The organism is Mesorhizobium sp. M7A.T.Ca.US.000.02.2.1 (assembly GCF_003996995.1).
GTDB lineage: Bacteria > Pseudomonadota > Alphaproteobacteria > Rhizobiales > Rhizobiaceae > Mesorhizobium.
In genome coordinates, this window is sequence record NZ_RZTT01000018.1 from 1 (window position 1) to 17857 (window position 17857).

Genomic DNA, 17857 nt, shown 5'->3' on the forward strand with positions numbered 1-17857 from the left:
GCTTCGTCGGTGCTCTTGGCCGAATCGTCATCGCCATAGACGGTGGCGACGAGTTTGATCTTGGGGAACTTCTCCGGCAGGATTTTCTTGGCCGCGTCGATCCAGGCGTTCTGGTTGGTGGCGGTCGAGGAGGCCGACAGGATGGCGACCTCGCCGCCTTCCGGCAGATGGTCGGCGGCAAGCTTGATGATGGTCTCACCGATCAGGCCGGTATCGGACGGGTTGAGGTGAAGCTGGCGGCCTTCCTTGGCGACGCCCGAATCCCACGAGATGACGGTGATGCCGCGTTCCATGGCCTTCTTCAGCACCGGCACCAAGGCGTCGGCGTCATTGGCCGAAATGGCGATGGCGTCGACCTTCTGCGCGATCAGCGAATTGACCACTTCGATCTGCGCTTCGGCGGTCGCCTTGGTCGGGCCGGTGTAGATGATGTCGACATCGCCGAGTTCCTTGGCCGCCTCTTCGGCGCCCTTGTTGGCGGCATCGAAGAAGCCGTTGCCGAGCGATTTCACCACCAGTGCGATCTTGACGTTTTCGGCATAGGCGGCATTCACGAACATGGCGGCTGAAAAGGCCGCCGTTACCATCAATTTCTTCAAGAAGCTCATCGAATTTCCTCCCTTGAGCGTTGCATTCCATCGTCGCTGCGAGCGCGAGTTGGCCTCAGGCCTGCAGTGAAGATTCTTCCTTGTTGGTTGCGGATGTGCGGGCGACGATCAGCGTCACCCCCGCGGTCTCCAGCATCTTGGCTTCGCGATCCTCGATGCCGTCATCGGTGATGACGGTGGCGATGCGCGACAGGCCGCACAGGATCAGGCTGGAGCGTTTGCGGAATTTCGAGGAATCGACCAGCACCACCAACTCGTCGGCCTGGTCGATCAGTTTCTGCTCCGCCTGGATCAAAAGCGGATCGCCCTCCATCAGGCCGAGCGGCCCCAGACCCTGCGCGCCCATGAACATGCGGCGCGCATAGAAATTGCGCGTCACGTCATTGTCGAAGGGCGACAGGATGATGTTCTGCTCGCGATAAATGGTGCCGCCCGACAGCATCACCGTGTTCTTGGAGTGCTTGAGCAGGTGCTCGGCGATCGGGAACGAATTGGTGAAGATCGGCATGCGGCGGCCGGTCAGGAAATGCACCATCTGGAACGTGGTGGTGCCGCCATTGATGATGATTGGTTCGCCGTCCTTGCACAGCTCTACCGCTTCACGCGCGATCGCCCGCTTCTGCGAGGCGTTGATCGTTTCGTTGACGGAAAAGGGCCGGCCGGCCAGCCCGATGAACTGCGGCGGCGAGATTGCCTCGGCGCCGCCGCGCACGCGGCGCAGGCGCTTCTGGACGTGGAGAGCCGCGATATCGCGCCGGATCGTCGCCTCGGAGGACTCCGTCAGGTCGACCATCTCCTGCACCGTCACCACAGGCTTTTCCTGGACGGCGGACAGAATGATCCTGTGGCGCTCTTTTTCGTGCATGGTTCCTCCCTGCCTGAGCATCTAGGCACCCAAAACGCGCAGTGTCAATCATTTCCGATCATATAAATTCATTGTGCAGTGCAATATGATTGATCTTGATCGTTTGTGATTGACAAGCCGGCTGCTTCCGTGGAAATTCGGGGCCAAATGGCCGCGCCTTTTGCGTGCCTTTCGGGAGGATTGCATATGCTCGACAAGCGCACCGGCGCGCGCCTCGCCAATCTGTGGGACGAGGCCAAGGCTCACGCGATGAGCGGGCCGGAACTTCTGGTCTACCGCTCGAACACGCTCGGTTCCGACAAGCGCGTCACCAATTATGGCGGCGGCAACACGTCGTCGAAGATCTGGGAGAGAGACCCGCTCACCGGCGAGGATGTCGAAGTGCTGTGGGTCAAGGGATCGGGCGGCGACAGCGCCTCGATCAAGCTGGACGGCTTTGCCACGCTCTACATGGACAAGCTGCGCGCGCTCAAAGGTCTCTATCGCGGCGTCGAGCACGAAGATGAAATGGTCGGCTTCCTGCCGCACTGCACCTTCAACCTCAATCCACGCGCGGCCTCTATCGACACGCCGTTGCACGCCTACGTGCCGAAGCCTTTTGTCGACCACATGCATCCCGATGCCATCATCGCCATTGCCGCCGCGAAGGATTCGAAGGCGCTGACGAAAGAAATCTTCGGCGACGCCATCGGCTGGTTGCCGTGGAAGCGCCCGGGCTTCCAACTCGGCCTGTGGCTGGAGAAATTCTGCCTCGAACACCCCGATGCCAAGGGTGTCATCCTGGAAAGCCACGGCCTGTTCACCTGGGGCGACACCCCCAGGGAATGCTACGAGACGACGATCTCGGTGATCAACCAGGCGATCGAATGGTTCGAGCCCCGCTCCGAGGGTGTCGCTATCTTTGGCGGTGAAGTGGTCAAGGCACTCGACGTCACCGAGCGCCGTGCCATCGCGGCCAAACTGATGCCGAGGATTCGCGGCCTGATCTCGGAGAAGAGCCACAAAACAGGCCATTTCGATGATTCCGCCGCCGTGCTCGAATTCGTCAATTCCAGGGATCTGCGCCCGCTGGCGGCACTCGGCACCTCGTGCCCCGACCATTTCCTGCGCACCAAGATCCGCCCGCTGGTCATCGAATTCGATCCGGCCAAGCCCGATGTCGATGCGGTGATTGCGCGGCTTGCCGACGACATCGCAGCCTATCGCGTCGGCTACCAGGCCTACTACGACAGCTGCAAGCATCCGGACTCGCCCGCCATCCGCGATCCCAATGCCGTCGTCTACCTGATGCCCGGCGTCGGCATGTTCACCTTCGCCGGCGACAAGGCGACGGCGCGCATTTCGGGCGAATTCTATGTCAACGCCATCAACGTCATGCGCGGCGCCTCGACCGTCTCGTCCTATGTCGGCCTGCCTGCACAGGAAGCCTTCGACATCGAATACTGGCTGCTCGAGGACCTGAAGCTGCAGCGTATGCCGAAGGCGAAGTCGCTTGCCGGCCAGATCGCGCTGGTCACGGGTGGCGCCGGCGGCATCGGCCGCGCCACGGCCAACCGGCTGCTGCGCGAAGGCGCCTGCGTGGTGCTGGCCGACATCGACGAGACAGCGCTGGCCAGCGCCAATGACGAACTGGCCAAGGTCTATGGCAAGGATTTCGTCCGCCCGGTGCTGATCAACGTCACCTCGGAGGACCAGGTTATCTCCGGCTTTGCCGAGACGGCGGTCGAGTTCGGCGGCATCGACATTCTGGTGTCGAACGCAGGGCTGGCCTCCTCGGCGCCGATCGAGGAGACGACGCTGGCGCTGTGGAACAAGAACATGGACATCCTGTCGACCGGCTATTTCCTGGTCTCGCGGGAAGCGTTCCGGCTGTTCCGCGCGCAGAAGATTGGTGGCAACGTCGTCTTCGTCGCCTCCAAGAACGGCCTTGCCGCATCACCCAACGCCGCCGCCTATTGCACCGCCAAGGCCGCCGAGATCCATCTCGCCCGCTGCTTGGCGCTTGAGGGCGCGGAGGCGCAGATCAGGGTCAATGTCGTCAACCCGGACGCGGTGCTTCGCGGCTCGAAGATCTGGACTGGCGAGTGGAAGGAACAGCGCGCCGCCGCCTACAAGATGTCGACCGACGATCTGGAGGAGCACTATCGCTCGCGTTCGATGCTGAAGCGCTCGGTCTTCCCGGAAGACATCGCCGAAGCGATCTATTTCCTGGCGTCCGACATGTCGGCCAAGTCGACCGGCAACATCATCAATGTCGACGCGGGCAACGCCCAGAGCTTTACGCGCTAGCCGCTTCGCCCTTCTCCCCGTCACTATACGGGGAGAAGGTGCCGGCAGGCGGATGAGGGGCAGCGCTGCCCGAACATATTTTGGGAGGAATCAGCACTTGTCCGAATCCATCATCTCCGCCGACCTCGTCGACAAGGACAACGGCGCGCGCAAGCCCAACCTCGAGCGCGACTACGCCTCGCTCGGCGAGCGCCTCGACCGTCGCGGCATCGCTATCGACGCTATCAGAGACAAGGTCGAGAAATTCGCGGTGGCGATCCCGTCCTGGGGCGTCGGCACCGGCGGCACGCGCTTTGCCCGCTTTCCCGGCGCCGGCGAGCCGCGCGATATCTTCGACAAGATCGAGGACTGCGCCGTCATCCAGCAATTGACGCAAGCGACGCCGACCGTCTCCCTGCACATTCCGTGGGACAAGGCCGACCCGAACCGGCTGAAGCAGGCGGCTTCGCGCTTTGGCCTCGGCTTCGACGCCATGAACTCCAACACTTTTTCCGACGCGAAGGACCAGGCGCTTTCCTACAAATTCGGCTCGCTGTCGCATGCCGATGCCGGCACGCGCCGGCAAGCGGTCGAGCACAATCTCGAATGTATCGAGATCGGCAAGACGCTCGGCTCCAAGGCCCTGACGGTGTGGATCGGCGACGGTTCGAACTTCCCGGGCCAGGTCAATTTCGCCAAGGCGTTCGAGCGCTATCTCGACGCCATGAAAGAGGTTTACGCCGGACTGCCCGCCGGCTGGAAGCTGTTCAGCGAGCACAAGATGTACGAGCCGGCCTTCTATTCCACCGTCGTGCAGGACTGGGGCACCAACTACATGATCGCCAGGGAATTGGGCGACAAGGCGTTCTGTCTCGTCGACCTCGGCCACCATGCCCCCAACGTCAACATCGAGATGATCGTCTCGCGGCTGATCCAATTCAAGAAGCTCGGCGGCTTCCATTTCAACGATTCGAAGTATGGCGACGATGATCTCGATGCCGGTTCGATCGACCCCTACCGGCTGTTCCTCGTCTTCAACGAACTGGTCGATGCCGAACTGTCCGGCACCGAGGGTTTCGATCCGGCGCACATGCTCGACCAGAGTCACAACGTCACCGATCCGATCGAAAGCCTGATGCTGTCGGCGGTCGAGGTGCAGCGCGCCTATGCGCAGGCGCTGCTCGTCGATCGCAAGGCGCTGGAAGGTTTTCAGGACAGTAATGACGCGCTGATGGCGACGCAGACGCTGAAAGCCGCCTACCGCACCGATGTCGAGCCGATCCTCGCCATGGCGCGGCTGAAGACCGGCGGCGCCATTGATCCGGTCGCCGCCTATCGAGCGGCGGGCTATCGGGCGAAAGTCGCGGCCGAACGTCCCGCGGTCGCCGGTGGCTCGGGCGGCATTGTCTGAGGCCGAGCCGGCCCCCTCATCCGGCCGCTTTGCGGCCACCGCCCTCCGGGCGTTCGTTGTTCGAAAAGCCAAGCAGTTGGCTTTTGGCCCGCTGCGCGGACCACGCCTCACCCCCGCTGGGGAGAAGAGACTGACGTCAGCGCTGACAACCTCCTCTCCCCTCGGGGAGAGGTCGGATTGCCAACCGAATTGCGCTTCGCAATTCGGTTGGCAATCCGGGTGAGGGGGCTCTTTCTCACGCTCCCTTAATTGTTAGTGGACTCGATCAGTCCAACACGGTCTTCTAGGCATCCCCGCCCGGAGAACCGCCATGCCTCTCAACCGTCGGATACTGATCGCCGCCAGTCTTTCCATCACCTTCGCCCTCGCGCCGTTGACGGGCGTCTTCGCCGCATCGCCGGCGCCAGCCAAGGGCGAGCACGGCATGGTGGTGACGGCCCAGCATCTGGCGTCCGAAGTCGGCATTGGCGTTTTGAAGAGGGGCGGCAATGCTGTCGATGCGGCGGTTGCCGTCGGCTATGCGCTCGCCGTCGTCTACCCCAATGCCGGCAATATCGGCGGCGGCGGCTTCATGACCATCCGCTTCAAGGACGGCAAGTCGACCTTTCTCGATTTTCGCGAGCGGGCGCCGCTGGCGGCGACAAAAACCATGTATCTCGACAAGGACGGCAACCCGGTGAAGGGGGCCAGTCTCGACGGCTATCTTGCGGTCGGCGTGCCGGGTTCGGTGGCCGGTCTGGAGATGGCGCGTGAAAAATACGGCAAATTGTCCCGCCAGGATCTGATGGCGCCGGCAATCGGTTATGCCAGGGACGGGTTCATCCTCAACCAGGGCGACGTCGCCTCGTTTGCCGGCAGCGCCGACAGGCTGGCGAAGGACCCTGCGGCCGCCGCCATATTCCTGAAACCCGACGGCAAGCCCTATGGCATCGGCGAGCGGCTGGTTCAGCCCGACCTCGCCGCCTCGCTCGTCGCCATTTCCGAAAAAGGTACGGATGCCTTCTACAAAGGCGCTATCGCCGATGCCATCGTCAAGGCGAGCGGCGCCAAGGGCGGCATTCTCGCCAAACCGGATTTCGAGCAATATGCGGTGCGTGAACTCAAGCCCGTGACCTGCACCTATCGCGGCTACGAGATCACCTCCTCGCCGCCGCCCAGCTCCGGCGGCGTCATCATCTGCGAAATCCTCAACGTTCTGGAGGGCTATCCCTTGTCCTACCTCGGTGCCGGTTCTGCCGAGACGGTCCATGTCATGGTCGAGGCGATGCGCTATGCCTATGTCGACCGCAATTCAGCGCTCGGCGATCCCGATTTCGTCGACAATCCGGTCTCGAAATTGCTTGATAAGGCCTATGCCAAGGATATCCGCGACAAGATCGACCCATTCCGGGCCGGCGTGTCGCAGGATCTGATGCCGAAGGGCTTTGGCGAGAGCAAGGAGACGACGCATTATTCGATCATCGACGATGAAGGCAATGCGGTCGCGGTCACCTACACGCTGAATGGCTCCTTCGGAGCCGGCGTCGTCGCCGACGGCACCGGCATCCTGCTCAACAACGAAATGGACGATTTCACCCAGAAACCCGGCGTGCCCAATCTCTACGGCCTTGTCCAGGGCGAGGCCAACGCCATCCAGCCGAAGAAGACGCCGCTGTCGTCGATGAGCCCGACCGTGGTCGCCAAGGACGGCAAACCGTTCATGGTCATCGGCAGCCCGGGTGGCTCGCGCATCATCACGATCACGCTGGAAGCGATCGTCAATGTCATCGACCACGGCATGAACATCCAGGAGGCGATCGACGCGCCTCGCATCCACCATCAATGGCTGCCCGACAAGGTTTATGTCGAGCCGTTCGGCCTGTCGCCGGACACAGAAAAGCTGCTGGCCGGCATGGGATATCACCTCGATCTCGCTGACCAGACCTGGGGGCAGGCGGCCGGCATCCTGGTCGGCGGCAAGAGCCTGGCGGAAGTCGAGAAGGGCGGCGGCGCGCGCTACAACGGCGCCATCGACAGCCGCGCGGCCTCTGGCGAGGCGCTCGGATACTGATAGCTCGGAGGAAAAACCTGGTGCAGCGTGGCGATTCGGGTTGATCGCCCGCTGCTCAAGTGGATCGGCTCACATCGATTTGGCCGTCACAAGACCAGCGTGAGAGTGGACGCAACCAGCATCAAGGCGGCAATGCCGACGAACAGCGCATAGATACGCGGCCGGTCGAGCAGCAGCGCGTTTCCGGATATCCAGGCGGACGTGGCGCCGCCAAGCGCGAAGAGGAAGCCGTTGCGGTGCCCGAAGACCATCGATGCGGCCATCAGCCCGCCAATGATCAGCGCACCGAACACGATGATCACGGCAACGGCATATCTCTCGAAATCATTGCCGCTTCCCATGCTCGGGCCGATTGCGTTCAAGGTTGGCAGATCGTCCGGATCGAAAGGGTTCGTCGACCCGTATTCGTCTTGACCGGCAGGCTCTCGCATCATTCATTCTCCGTATAGCGGCAACAAACCATCAAGCTTTGCCGAGCGCAACCCGATCGCACTCCCTTCAATGCGTTTGGTACGGTCTTCTACACCTTCTGGCGACGACCGCCGCCGGTTTTTTGATTCGTTGCCTTTTCAGGCAATCCAATCCAGAGCGCGCCGGCCCGAAGGCGGTCGTGGCACCATCATCCTGGAATGCATTCGTGGGGGAAAAATGATGCGGGACGTGGATTGCGCTTCGCGGGCAGCGATTTTCGGCGAGCAGGACGTTGCACGCCCACCGTGACGGTGCGAATCGTCTTGCCGCCACCCGGACGGAGGACAGGACCGCGTCGAATCGCGGCTCTGGACGCGTCGCGTCGTCACAGGTTCATGCGGCGCGCTTCAGATCCTGCATGCCAGATCACTGCCAGCCGGGGCAGCCGAGCGGCATGCATCAGAACTTCATGCTGAGGCTGCCCTTGATGACGCGGCCTTCGCCATAGATGCAGCTGAGGTCGGCATTGCTGCCGGCCTCATAGCAGGTCGAATAGTAGGTCTTGTCGAACACGTTGGAAACGTTGAGCGCTGCCTGCCAGCCATTCTTCTTGTAGCGCAGTGCCGCGTCGACCAGCGTGTGGCCGGGCACGTTAACCGTGTTCGTATTGTCACCGAAGCTGGCGCCGATATAGCGCACGCCGGCGCCGACGCTCAGGCCCTCGAGCACGCCGCTGCCAACCTCATAATTGGCCCACAGCGATGCCTGGTGTTCCGGCACCCTGGCCGGGCGATTACCGATGACGGCGGCGGCATCGCTGGTTATCTCCGCGTCGAGATAGGTGTAGGCCGCCGTCATGCTGAGGCCGGAAGCCAGATCTGCGTTGGCCTCGATCTCCAGGCCGCGATGGCGGACTTCTCCGGTCTGGACCTGGTAGACGGGATTGGCTGCTGCCGTCGGCACATTGGTCTTGCGCAGGTCGAACAGCGAAGCGGTGATGAAGCCGGGGAAGAAGGACGGCTCGTATTTCAAGCCGACTTCATACTGCTTGCCCAGCGACGGCAGCAGCGCGTCTCCGGACTGGGTCGGGCCGATATTGGTGGTGAAGGATTCGGCATAGCTGGCGTAGGGCGTCAGGCCGTTGTCGAAGAGATAGCCGATGCCGATATTGCCGGTGAAGGCATGGTCCTTCTGATCGTAGCTGCCTGCACCGTCGAGTCGGTTGAAATTGGTGTGGTCGATCCAAGCCTGCCGGCCGCCGATTGTCAGGACCCAGTGGTCGGCGATCTTGGACTGGCTTTGTGCATAGAGGCCGACCTGGCCGATCGTCTCCACGCGATCCGTAATGATGAGGCTCGGCGGCGTGACCGGGATCGAGTAGTCCGGGTTCTGGGTGTCCAGCGGCGGACCCGCCCCGTAGCCGTTGCGCCCGTCGACCGATTGTCTGCTGTAATCCAGACCGAACAGCAGCTTGTTTTCGACCACGCCGAAGTCAGCCTTGTACTCGGCCTGGTTGTCGACGTTGAACAGCCTTGCCGTCTCATCCACGGTGAACAGCGTGCGCTGCACCGTATGTTCGTCTGCGCCGATGTATGGGCCGCCAAGCCACTCGCCAAAATAGAGCTGCCGGTAGTCGGTTTCCTGCTGCGAGTAGCGCAGGTTTTGCCGCACCGTCCAATGGTCATCGAACTCATGGCTGAACTGATAGCCGATCGAACCATGGTTGGCATCGAAGCGGTCGAAGTCGGGTGAGCCGGTGAAGAAATTGCGCGGCAGATTGCCATACTGCGCGGGCAGAAACTGATTCGTCGTCAGCCTGTCCCACTGATAGTTGGCCAGGATGGTCAGCGAGGTCTGCGCATCCGGCTGCCACTTGAGCGCCGGCGCGACGAAGATGCGGTCGTTGCGGGAATAGTCGGTTTCGAGCGCGCCGTTGCGAACCAGGCCGGTCAGCCGGTAGGACCACACGCCGGCATCGTCGATCGGGCCGCCTATATCCAGCCCGGCCTCGACGGTTTTGAAGCTGCCATAGCTGAGGAAGCCGTCATAGATCGGCTTGTCCGTCGGCCGCTTGGTGACGGCGTTGACCATGCCGCCAGCCTCGTTCTCGCCGTAGAGCACCGAGGATGGCCCCTTCAAGACTTCGATTCGCTCCAGCCCGTAGGGCTCGATCTTGAAGCCTGAGAAATCGATCACTTTCTGCGGCAGCCCGTCGCGATAGATCGCCGACGTGCAGAGGTCGAACCCACGAATCAGGCATTGGTCGAAGCGATCGTCGACGCCCCATGGCGAGATGGTGACGCCGGCGAGATAGGACAAGGCGTCCTCAAGCTGCCCCGGCTGGCGATCGTCGAGCTGCTTGCGGGTCACCACCGAAATCGAGCGCGGAATTTCCTTCAGCGGCGTGTCGGTTTTCGAGCCGGTGGTGGTGTTTTTGGCGATGTAGCCGTCATCCGGTCCGACCGGGCTGTCGCTCTGTCCCTCGACGTTGATCGGGTTGAGCTCGGTCGCGGCTTCCTGCGCAAGGGCCTGGGTGCAAAGCAGGGTCGAAAGCGATGCGACCACGAGGCCCCGGGTCCGGCTTCGCCGCCGCGCCGCACGATATGCACTCAACCCCATCTTGATACCCTCACTGCCCGCAATGCGCGCAGGACCGTTCCGCCTTGCGCCAATTTAAATTTGTTGACTCGGTTAGTCATCTTCAATGTTGACTATTGAAGTCATGTTTCATAGTCAACCGACCATCGGCTGCCGGCAGCCAGATTTTTGAATGCGTCGTGTTGGAGAAAATCCGTGCCTGAAATCCACGCCCAGCCGGCTTTCCGCACAGGCGCTGCGCGATGATGGCAGCCCTTGAATCCCACAGGGCTGACCGTCTCCGCGGTCGGATCACCCGGCGCGGCGCGCTGGGACTTTTCGTTCTGCCCTTTGCCGCAATTGCATCGCCATCTGCCACGGCGAAACCGTTGCGCATCGTCTGCCTGGATGACGGCCTGGCCGAGACCTTGCTCATGCTCGGTGTCAGCCCGGTTGCCATTGCCGGTCGCGACATCTGGGAGACCTGGGTGGTCGAACCGCCGCTGCCGCCTGAGATCGCCGATGTCGGCACGCTGCTCGAACCCAATCTCGAATTGCTGCAGCAACTCAGGCCCGACATCATCCTGTCCATGCCGTATCTCGACGGCATCAAGCCGCTGCTCGAACGCGTGGCGCCGGTGACGACGATCGGGCTCTATACCGAGGCCGGGCAGCCCTATCAGCGCGCGCTCGAGGCGACGCGCCAGCTTGCCAGGCTTGTCGGCAAGGAAAGCGAAGGCGAAGCGCTGATCGCGGCGACAGATGCGTATTTTTCGGAAGTCCGCCGGCAGCTGACGCCGCTTTCGGCGCGGCCGATCTATGTCGTCAGCTTCATGGACCCGCGCAATGTGCGCGTCTACGGCAAGAAGAGTCTGTTTCAGGAGGTGTTCGATCGCATCGGGCTCGCCAACGCCTGGACGGCCGAGACCAATTATTGGGGGTTTTCGACCATTGGTATCGACGGGCTGGCGACATCCAGCGACGCTCGCCTCGCCTATCTCGAACCCTTGCCCGAGGGCGCGGGCGGCACGCTGACCGAAAGTCCGGTCTGGAACGCCATGCCTTTCGTGCGCAACCGCTCGATCATGCGTCTTCCCGCCGTCCATATGTTCGGCGCCCTTCCGTCCGCCACCCGTTTTGCTCGGGTCCTGGCGTCGGCGATAACCGGGGAGGCCGCCCGTGGCTGAGGATGCTGCGGCCATTGCCCAAGGGGGGAAGCATGCGTCGGCCGGCCGGGCCTCCGCGTGGAGCTTTTTCAGGAATCAGCCGGTAGGCGCGATCCTGCTTTGCGCGGTGCTGCTCGCGGCAGCGTCAGCGGCAACCGTCTCAAACCTCACCGTGCAGCTACCATCGGCGCTCTGGCTCCAATCGCTCGCCACCCCCGACATCGCCGACATGCGGCAGGTGCTCGTCCACTATGCTTTCCTGCCTCGGCTTGCCGTCAGCCTTCTGTGCGGTGCGGCGCTCGGGCTTGCCGGAACCGTCCTGCAGCAGGTTCTGCGCAACCCGCTTGCCTCGCCCGAAACGGTCGGCGTCTCGGCCGGTGCCTATCTGGCGCTGGCGCTGACGACGCTTCTGTCGCCGTCGCTGCTTGCCTTCGGGCGCGAATGGGTGGCGCTGGCTGGCGCATTCGTCGCCCTAGCCGCCGTTTTCGCTCTGTCCTGGCACAAGGGCCTGTCGCCGCTTTCGGTGGTGCTGGCGGGGCTTGTGGTCAGCCTTTATGCCGGCGCCATCGGTGCCGCTCTCATTGTGCTGCGGCATGAATGGCTGGCCAGCCTGTTCATCTGGGGCGCCGGTTCGCTCGGCCAGCAGGACTGGTCGACGACGCTGTGGCTGTTGCCGCGCATCGGCACTGCTGCGCTTGCGATCTTCTTCATGGTGCGGCCACTGACCCTGCTTGGCCTCGACGATGAAGGCGCGCGCAGCCTTGGCGTGCCGCTCGGCGCCTATCGCTTCGCCGGACTGGCGGCCGCCGTCGCGCTGATCGCGTTTGTCGTTGCCGCTGTCGGTGTCATCGGTTTCGTCGGCCTGGCCGCGGCGACGCTCGCGCGCATCGGCGGTGCCCGGCGGCTGGGCCAACAACTGGTGATGGCGCCGCTGATCGGCGGGGCGCTGTTGTGGGCTGCCGACCAGGCCGTGCAGATCGCCACCGGGCCGCAAGGCGACCTGCTGCCGACCGGAGCGATTACAGCACTTCTCGGCGCGCCGCTGCTTCTCTGGCTGCTGCCGCGCCTTGCTCTGGGCTCGGAAGCCCCGACCTTGATGGCCGCGCGCCTGCCGCGCGCAAGCCGGCCCGGCCTTATGCTGACGGCGATCGGCCTGGCCTTGCTTTTGCTGCTCGGGCTGGCCCTGCTCTATGGACCGGGCCCGCATGGCTGGACCTTCGCCTTCGGCGACGAGCTGCAGCCTTTGCTGTCGTGGCGGTGGCCCCGCGTGCTTGCCGCGCTGAGCGCCGGGGCGATGCTGGCGCTTGCCGGGCTGATGATGCAGCGGCTGACCGGCAATCCGATGGCGAGCCCCGAAGTGCTTGGCATCAGCGCCGGTGCTGCGCTCGGCATGATGGTGGCGCTGTTTGCGCTCTCCGATGCCGGGCGCCCGGTTCAGACGGCGGCGGCAACCATCGGCGCCTTCGCCGCTTTGCTGGTGACGCTGGCGATCGGCCGCCGTGCCGCCTATGCGCCGGAGCGGCTGCTGCTCGCCGGCGTTGCTCTGACGGCCTTGTTCGACGCGCTGATCCTGGTGCTCACCGCCACCGGCGATCCGCGTGCCATGCTGCTGCTCAACTGGCTGACCGGTTCGACCTATGGCGTCGATGTCGGTGACGCCTTGCTCACCGGTGGCATCGCCGTCTGCCTCTTCGCGCTCGCGCCTTTCTTCATGCGTTGGCTCGACATCCTGCCGCTTGGCCCCGCCGCTGTGCAGGGCCTTGGCATTGACCTGAAGAGGACGCGGCTTCTCGTGCTGCTGACGGTCGCGGCACTTACCGCGGCTTCTACCCTGATCGTCGGTCCGCTGACCTTCATCGGCCTCATGGCACCGCACCTTGCCCGTCGCATTGGCCTTTCCCGTGCGCTGCCGCAGGCCATTGGCGCGGTGCTCGCCGGCGCGCTGATCATGGTCGCCGCCGACTGGGTGGGCCGCACCGCCATCTTTCCGCGCCAGATCCCGGCCGGTCTCGTCGCGACGCTCATCGGCGGCCCGGTGCTGATGTGGCTGCTGCGCCGCCGCTGACCGTTTTGCCCCTGGAGATATCCATGTCCAAGATATCCATGTCCAACGCGACGCCAGCCCTGATCGCCGACACGACGGTCCACGATCTTGTTCCGGCGCAGGGCGGCGCCCCCTGGCGGATATTCCTGCATGTGCCGTCCGGGCCGGTGCCCGAGGCCGGCTGGCCTGTGCTCTACATGACCGACGGCAACGCCGTCATCGGCACGGCGGTCGACGCCATGCGCGCGCAGGCCTTCTATCCAACGGGCACCAATGTCGGCTGGGGCGTCATCGTCGCCATCGGCTATCCCGTCGAGGGCGCCTATGACCCGCTGCGCCGCTCATGGGATCTCGGCCCGCCGCCGGGCAAGACCTATCCGCCCTTCTACGAGGGCACGCCCGAAGTCCGGACGGGTGGGGCAGCGGAATTCCTTGCCTTCATCGAAGACGAGCTGAAGCCATGGGTCGCCAGTCGGGTCACGGTCGACACAAGCCGCCAGGCGCTTTACGGCCATTCTTTCGGTGGTCTGTTTGCGCTCTATGCCCTGTTCACGCGGCCGTCTGCCTTCCAGACCTGGATCGCGGCGAGCCCCGCCATCTATTGGGAAGAGCGTGCCATCGACCGCTTTCTCGAAACCTTCGAGGCCGCCATCCCCGCTGGTTTGGCGACGACCGTGATCCTGTCGGCCGGCGAGTACGAGACCGAGAAGCTGGCGCCGTTCCAGATTGGCGCCGAGGACGAGGAAAAGCGCCTGCAGCAGAAGAAGATAACACGCACCGACGAATTCGCGCGGGCAATGGCGCAGCGGCTTGATGCTCTCCCGGGAGTGCGCGCCAGCTTCGAACTGCATGCCGGCGAGAACCACATGTCGATCCTGCCGGTCACAGTCAATCGTGCGGTTCAGGCGGCGTTTGCGGTGAGGGAAAAGGATACCGCCCTTTGCTGAACGCTGCAGCAAGGCGCGTCGCGCTGTCATTCCTGTGAAGGGGAGGCGCTCAATCGGCGATAGGAGACGCCGCCGAAATTTGCCGTCACAAAATCCGTGACGGACATCTTGCGCTTGCCTCCGTCGCTGCAGGCGTAAACCGGCCAACCGGCATCGCTGCATTCGCTGGCAGCGCAGATGCGCGCCAGGCAGTTCCCGATAGTCAGCCGGAAGCCGCCCTTGCCGGCGAAGCCTTGCAACAGGCTGCCGTCTGCCGAGCGCCATGTCCGGGCACGGAATTCCGCCCGCAAAAGCAGTGGTTCGAGAGGGGCCGCAAGGTTGGTTTCGCCGGCTCGCCCCGCGAGCTGCAGACGGAAGCGCGCCATTGCGGTCGCGTATGCAGTCACAAGATCGGCTTGGCGAAAATAGGCGGTTGCCAGGCTTGAGCGGTCAAGCAGATGAGACGTCCACTCGCCTGCCCCTACCGGCCTCACCAAGGCAACAAAGGCAAGAAAGGCGAAGCAAGCTCGTGACATTTCCAGCAGCCATATCTGTCTCGGCGTGCCGGTTTGCCCCCCGGTTGCCCTCCCATAACATCCCGCCAATCGGCGCCCGGCGCAAGCCGCTTGCCAAGGCGGTTCAAAAGGCCGCCGAGCAAGGGCGCCTGGAGCCGAAGACGGTGACCCGCATCGACGAACCTGTGCGGGCGATGGCGAGGGGGTGGCGGTGTTTGCGGCAAGGGATCTTCATCAGCCCAAGGTTCCCTAGCCGATGCGAGCCGGCGGCAGCTCGAACAAAGTGGCGCCGTTCTCCCGGCCGCGCTCGACATAGCCGATAACGCCGAACCATCTTGCGACATCCGGCCCCTGCAGCCAGCTGCGCGAGTGGATGGCGAGGTTGCCGGCGAGCGCCTGGATGTGCCTGATATGCCGCTTGCAGAAGCGAACGGTCGCAGCGCGGAAGAAGTCTTCTCGTGCGGCGAACAGCGTGTCGGCGGCGTCGCTGTTCTCATGCCAGGCGATGATCGCGACGGCCTTGTCGCCCTCGACAAGCGCGTGCGCGCGGCCCTCCTTCAAATTCATCATCAGATTGTCGTAGGCGATCTTGCTGTCCTTGCCGGCCGCCACATATTCGTCCGACATCCGCTTGGACAGACCGCGAAAGACATCCTCCAGATCCCCAAGCGTTGCTGCGCGTGCTCTCATTTCACCTCCTGCAGCCCCGGCAGGCAGTTTGCCCTAGGGTTGAGGGGTGGCCAAGCAAATTAAATCCGTCTGCGGGCTAATGTGCGCAAAGTGATTCCACTTGGCGATGCAGGCGGCGACGCGATGGGGTGTGTCCAGAACGGACCTTTGGGAAAATGGTGCCCAGAGGCGGAATCCAAGTAAATGAAATCTGCCATTGCTTTCAAACGGTTGTGGTTCGCACAGCCATGGCACCTACCAACAGAAGTACCAACAAAATATTTCTGTGGATTGGTTGGGTTCCCAGACTTCGCACTGCGCGCTAAGACGCCGGCAATACCTGCACCTTATCTCGTAAGCCGATAGTGGTTGCTACTGGGGGTAGCCCAGTTCGTCCCCTCGATGACATCCCATGATGGGGGGTTCGAGTCGGGAGAGGGCTACCGCCAATACAGCGCTGTTGTAGAAATCGTCTGCTAATCGTACGTTCGCGGTGTGTCTATGCGGTTAAATCGGATGGGAGAAGCGCGTGATCTGGCAGGACGAATGACTGGCGTATGTCGAAGCAACGCGTCCTAATCCACCGCCACGTTGGTTCGAAACTGTGACCCTGCATGATTGAACACGTCTCGGAGGACCGTATTTAAGGATAGACGTGTTCTCAGGGAAAGCGGCTGAGTGCCATCGCTTCGACACGTTTTATCCAAGCGTCCTTGCAGTCGGAATAGGCGTGGCTGTCTTCGGGATGCATCACCGGGCATCGACGTCGAATGCATCCTGCCTTGACCGCATGAAACTTTCCGCCTAGCTCATGGTGCCATGAACGTCGCAATGGTTTTCATCGTGGTGGTAAGGGAGCGCATGGGCAGGATGGTGTAACCATCCGGCGAAAGCACCCATGCGCGGTAAGCAGGCTCCTGACGGGGCCTTTTTTTATGCCCGAAATCGGGCCGCCTCGTCAGACCCTCACTTTTTATCCCATCACAAGGTGAAAGAGATCATGGCGAGCGACAACCCCACTCGGAGCCGGGTACCGACATATCAGCGAAAACGGTCATCACCGAACCCGCTACTCCACCCCGGCTAATTACTCTCATCTTGCTTTCGGCTCTTGCCGTGTTGCCGGTGAACATGATTTTGCCGTCGCTGCCGAACATTGCCGCAACGTTCCGAGCCGATTTCGCATTGGTCAATCTGTCGGTCGCCGGCTTTGCGATCATCACCGCCGTCATAGAGGCCATCGGCGGCGCACTGTCGGACCGATTTGGGCGCAGGCCGGTCGTCTTGATATCTCTCTCGATCTTTGTCGCGGCGTCCACCGGCTGCGCTCTGGCTCCCAATATCGGCACTTTCCTCCTGTTTCGCGCGATGCAGGCGTGCATCGGCCCCTGCTATTCCGTCGCTCTGGTCATCATCAAGGAGACATCGGATGAACGCGAAGCCGCCAGCAAATTCGGTTACCTCGCCATGGGATGGGCGCTCGCGCCCATGGTCGGTCCTTTGTTAGGCGGGTCGCTGGACGAACTGTTCGGATGGCGGTCAAGCTTCGTTGTCTTCGCGATCCTCGGTGCGGCCGCCTTTGCCCTATCCATGCGCGAGATCAGAAGAATTCCATTGCCTAGATCGAACAGGAACTATCTTGCCTCCTATCGGCTGCTCCTGCGTTCAGCACGGTTTTGGGCCTACACACTGTGCATGGCGTCCTCAATGGGGGTGTTTTATGTGTTCCTGGGAGGCGCACCATTGGTCGTCGGTGACGCGCTCGGTGGATTAAGCGCGAAGCTCGGCCTCTACATGGGATTGGTTCCCACCGGCTTCATCCTCGGCAGCTATTTGGCCGGGCGTTACGCCTCGAAGAACGCACTGGGCACTACACTTGTTTTCGCGCGTCTACTGACTTGCGCCGGTCTGTTGGCCGGTCTGGTCCTATCGACATTTAGCATCACTCACGTTCTGGCCTTCTTCGGCCCCTGCGTCTTCATCGGCGTCGGCAACGGATTGACCATGCCTGCCGCCAACAGCGGCGCCTTGTCGGTACGGCCGGATCTGGTTGGCACCGCTGCGGGACTGGCCGCCGCAATGAGGATCGGCGGCGGAGCACTCATAGCCTCCATCGCCGGTCTGTTCCTTGCGGATTCGATCCGCGCGCTTTTCATCATGATGCTGATATCGGCAGCACTTGCATTGTTGGCGGCGCTGTACGCCGCCTTTCTCGATCGGCGCGCTTCAGAGCCTGGTTCTTAGCGGACGACCGCTTCCCATCCTTCCAAGACGTTCGCACGGAACCAATGAGCTTGCACAAGAGGTCGAGGAGGTGACTGCCCTCGGTTTTCCATTAGCCTCGAAT

General features: G+C 62.7%; 13 protein-coding genes. 7 read left to right on the forward strand and 6 right to left on the reverse strand.

All coding sequences use genetic code 11. The features are described 5' to 3' along the window. The coding region (locus EOD15_RS03350; RefSeq protein ID WP_148129489.1) for a substrate-binding domain-containing protein at window positions 1-608 on the reverse strand (608 nt) is incomplete at its 3' end. A gap of 55 nt (window positions 609-663) precedes the next feature. Then, window positions 664-1473, reverse strand: a complete 810-nt coding sequence (locus EOD15_RS03355) for a DeoR/GlpR family DNA-binding transcription regulator (protein WP_023813909.1) — start codon at window positions 1471-1473, stop codon at window positions 664-666. 186 nt (window positions 1474-1659) lie between these two features. Here EOD15_RS03355 and EOD15_RS03360 point away from each other — a divergent pair, with 186 nt between their 5' ends. The 3 genes from EOD15_RS03360 to ggt all read left to right on the forward strand — a co-directional run bounded on the left by EOD15_RS03360 (window position 1660) and on the right by ggt (window position 7202). After that, complete coding sequence (locus EOD15_RS03360; protein ID WP_127320568.1) at window positions 1660-3762, forward strand: bifunctional rhamnulose-1-phosphate aldolase/short-chain dehydrogenase; 2103 nt, start codon at window positions 1660-1662, stop codon at window positions 3760-3762. Between the two features lie 52 nt (window positions 3763-3814). After that, window positions 3815-5152 carry an L-rhamnose catabolism isomerase gene (rhaI, locus tag EOD15_RS03365; RefSeq protein ID WP_127381027.1) on the forward strand — a complete coding sequence of 446 codons (1338 nt, stop codon included), beginning with the start codon at window positions 3815-3817 and terminating at the stop codon, window positions 5150-5152. A gap of 310 nt (window positions 5153-5462) precedes the next feature. Beyond that, window positions 5463-7202: a gamma-glutamyltransferase gene (gene ggt, locus EOD15_RS03370; protein ID WP_127320565.1), complete on the forward strand. Its 1740-nt coding sequence runs from the start codon at window positions 5463-5465 to the stop codon at window positions 7200-7202. 86 nt (window positions 7203-7288) lie between these two features. Here ggt and EOD15_RS03375 read toward each other — a convergent pair whose 3' ends face one another. Then, entirely contained in the window at window positions 7289-7636 is a 348-nt protein-coding gene (locus EOD15_RS03375; protein WP_032808338.1) for a hypothetical protein, read from the reverse strand. 436 nt (window positions 7637-8072) lie between these two features. After that, entirely contained in the window at window positions 8073-10178 is a 2106-nt protein-coding gene (locus tag EOD15_RS03380) for a TonB-dependent siderophore receptor (RefSeq protein ID WP_164761723.1), read from the reverse strand. A 401-nt stretch (window positions 10179-10579) separates the two neighbouring features. Between EOD15_RS03380 and EOD15_RS03385 the strand changes: the two genes are divergently transcribed. From EOD15_RS03385 to EOD15_RS03395, 3 genes are read left to right on the forward strand one after another with little or no spacing between them, the layout of a single operon-like run. Then, window positions 10580-11377, forward strand: coding sequence for an ABC transporter substrate-binding protein (locus tag EOD15_RS03385; RefSeq protein ID WP_245463561.1), 798 nt, complete (start codon window positions 10580-10582; stop codon window positions 11375-11377). Beyond that, window positions 11370-13421 carry a Fe(3+)-hydroxamate ABC transporter permease FhuB gene (gene fhuB / locus EOD15_RS03390; protein ID WP_127408294.1) on the forward strand — a complete coding sequence of 684 codons (2052 nt, stop codon included), beginning with the start codon at window positions 11370-11372 and terminating at the stop codon, window positions 13419-13421. The genes EOD15_RS03385 and fhuB overlap by 8 nt, the downstream gene beginning before the upstream one ends. 23 nt (window positions 13422-13444) lie before the next feature. After that, complete coding sequence (locus EOD15_RS03395; protein WP_127318910.1) at window positions 13445-14347, forward strand: alpha/beta hydrolase-fold protein; 903 nt, start codon at window positions 13445-13447, stop codon at window positions 14345-14347. A gap of 26 nt (window positions 14348-14373) precedes the next feature. Here EOD15_RS03395 and EOD15_RS36520 read toward each other — a convergent pair whose 3' ends face one another. Continuing rightward, window positions 14374-14586, reverse strand: a complete 213-nt coding sequence (locus EOD15_RS36520; protein ID WP_245463562.1) for a hypothetical protein — start codon at window positions 14584-14586, stop codon at window positions 14374-14376. A 504-nt stretch (window positions 14587-15090) separates the two neighbouring features. Beyond that, a complete protein-coding gene (locus EOD15_RS03405; protein ID WP_127296645.1) occupies window positions 15091-15531 on the reverse strand; it encodes a hypothetical protein in 441 nt (146 codons plus the stop codon). Between the two features lie 1017 nt (window positions 15532-16548). Between EOD15_RS03405 and EOD15_RS03410 the strand changes: the two genes are divergently transcribed. After that, window positions 16549-17754, forward strand: a complete 1206-nt coding sequence (locus EOD15_RS03410) for a multidrug effflux MFS transporter (RefSeq protein WP_245463564.1) — start codon at window positions 16549-16551, stop codon at window positions 17752-17754. Window positions 17755-17857: the final 103 nt, after the last annotated feature.

Coding starts and splice junctions, on each gene's coding strand:
- EOD15_RS03355 (WP_023813909.1), bottom strand. CDS start 1,473: ATGCACGAAAAAGAGCGCCACAGGATCATTCTGTCCGCCGTCCAGGAA.
- EOD15_RS03360 (WP_127320568.1), top strand. CDS start 1,660: ATGCTCGACAAGCGCACCGGCGCGCGCCTCGCCAATCTGTGGGACGAG.
- rhaI (WP_127381027.1), top strand. CDS start 3,815: ATGAGGGGCAGCGCTGCCCGAACATATTTTGGGAGGAATCAGCACTTG.
- ggt (WP_127320565.1), top strand. CDS start 5,463: ATGCCTCTCAACCGTCGGATACTGATCGCCGCCAGTCTTTCCATCACC.
- EOD15_RS03375 (WP_032808338.1), bottom strand. CDS start 7,636: ATGATGCGAGAGCCTGCCGGTCAAGACGAATACGGGTCGACGAACCCT.
- EOD15_RS03395 (WP_127318910.1), top strand. CDS start 13,445: ATGTCCAAGATATCCATGTCCAACGCGACGCCAGCCCTGATCGCCGAC.
- EOD15_RS03405 (WP_127296645.1), bottom strand. CDS start 15,531: ATGAGAGCACGCGCAGCAACGCTTGGGGATCTGGAGGATGTCTTTCGC.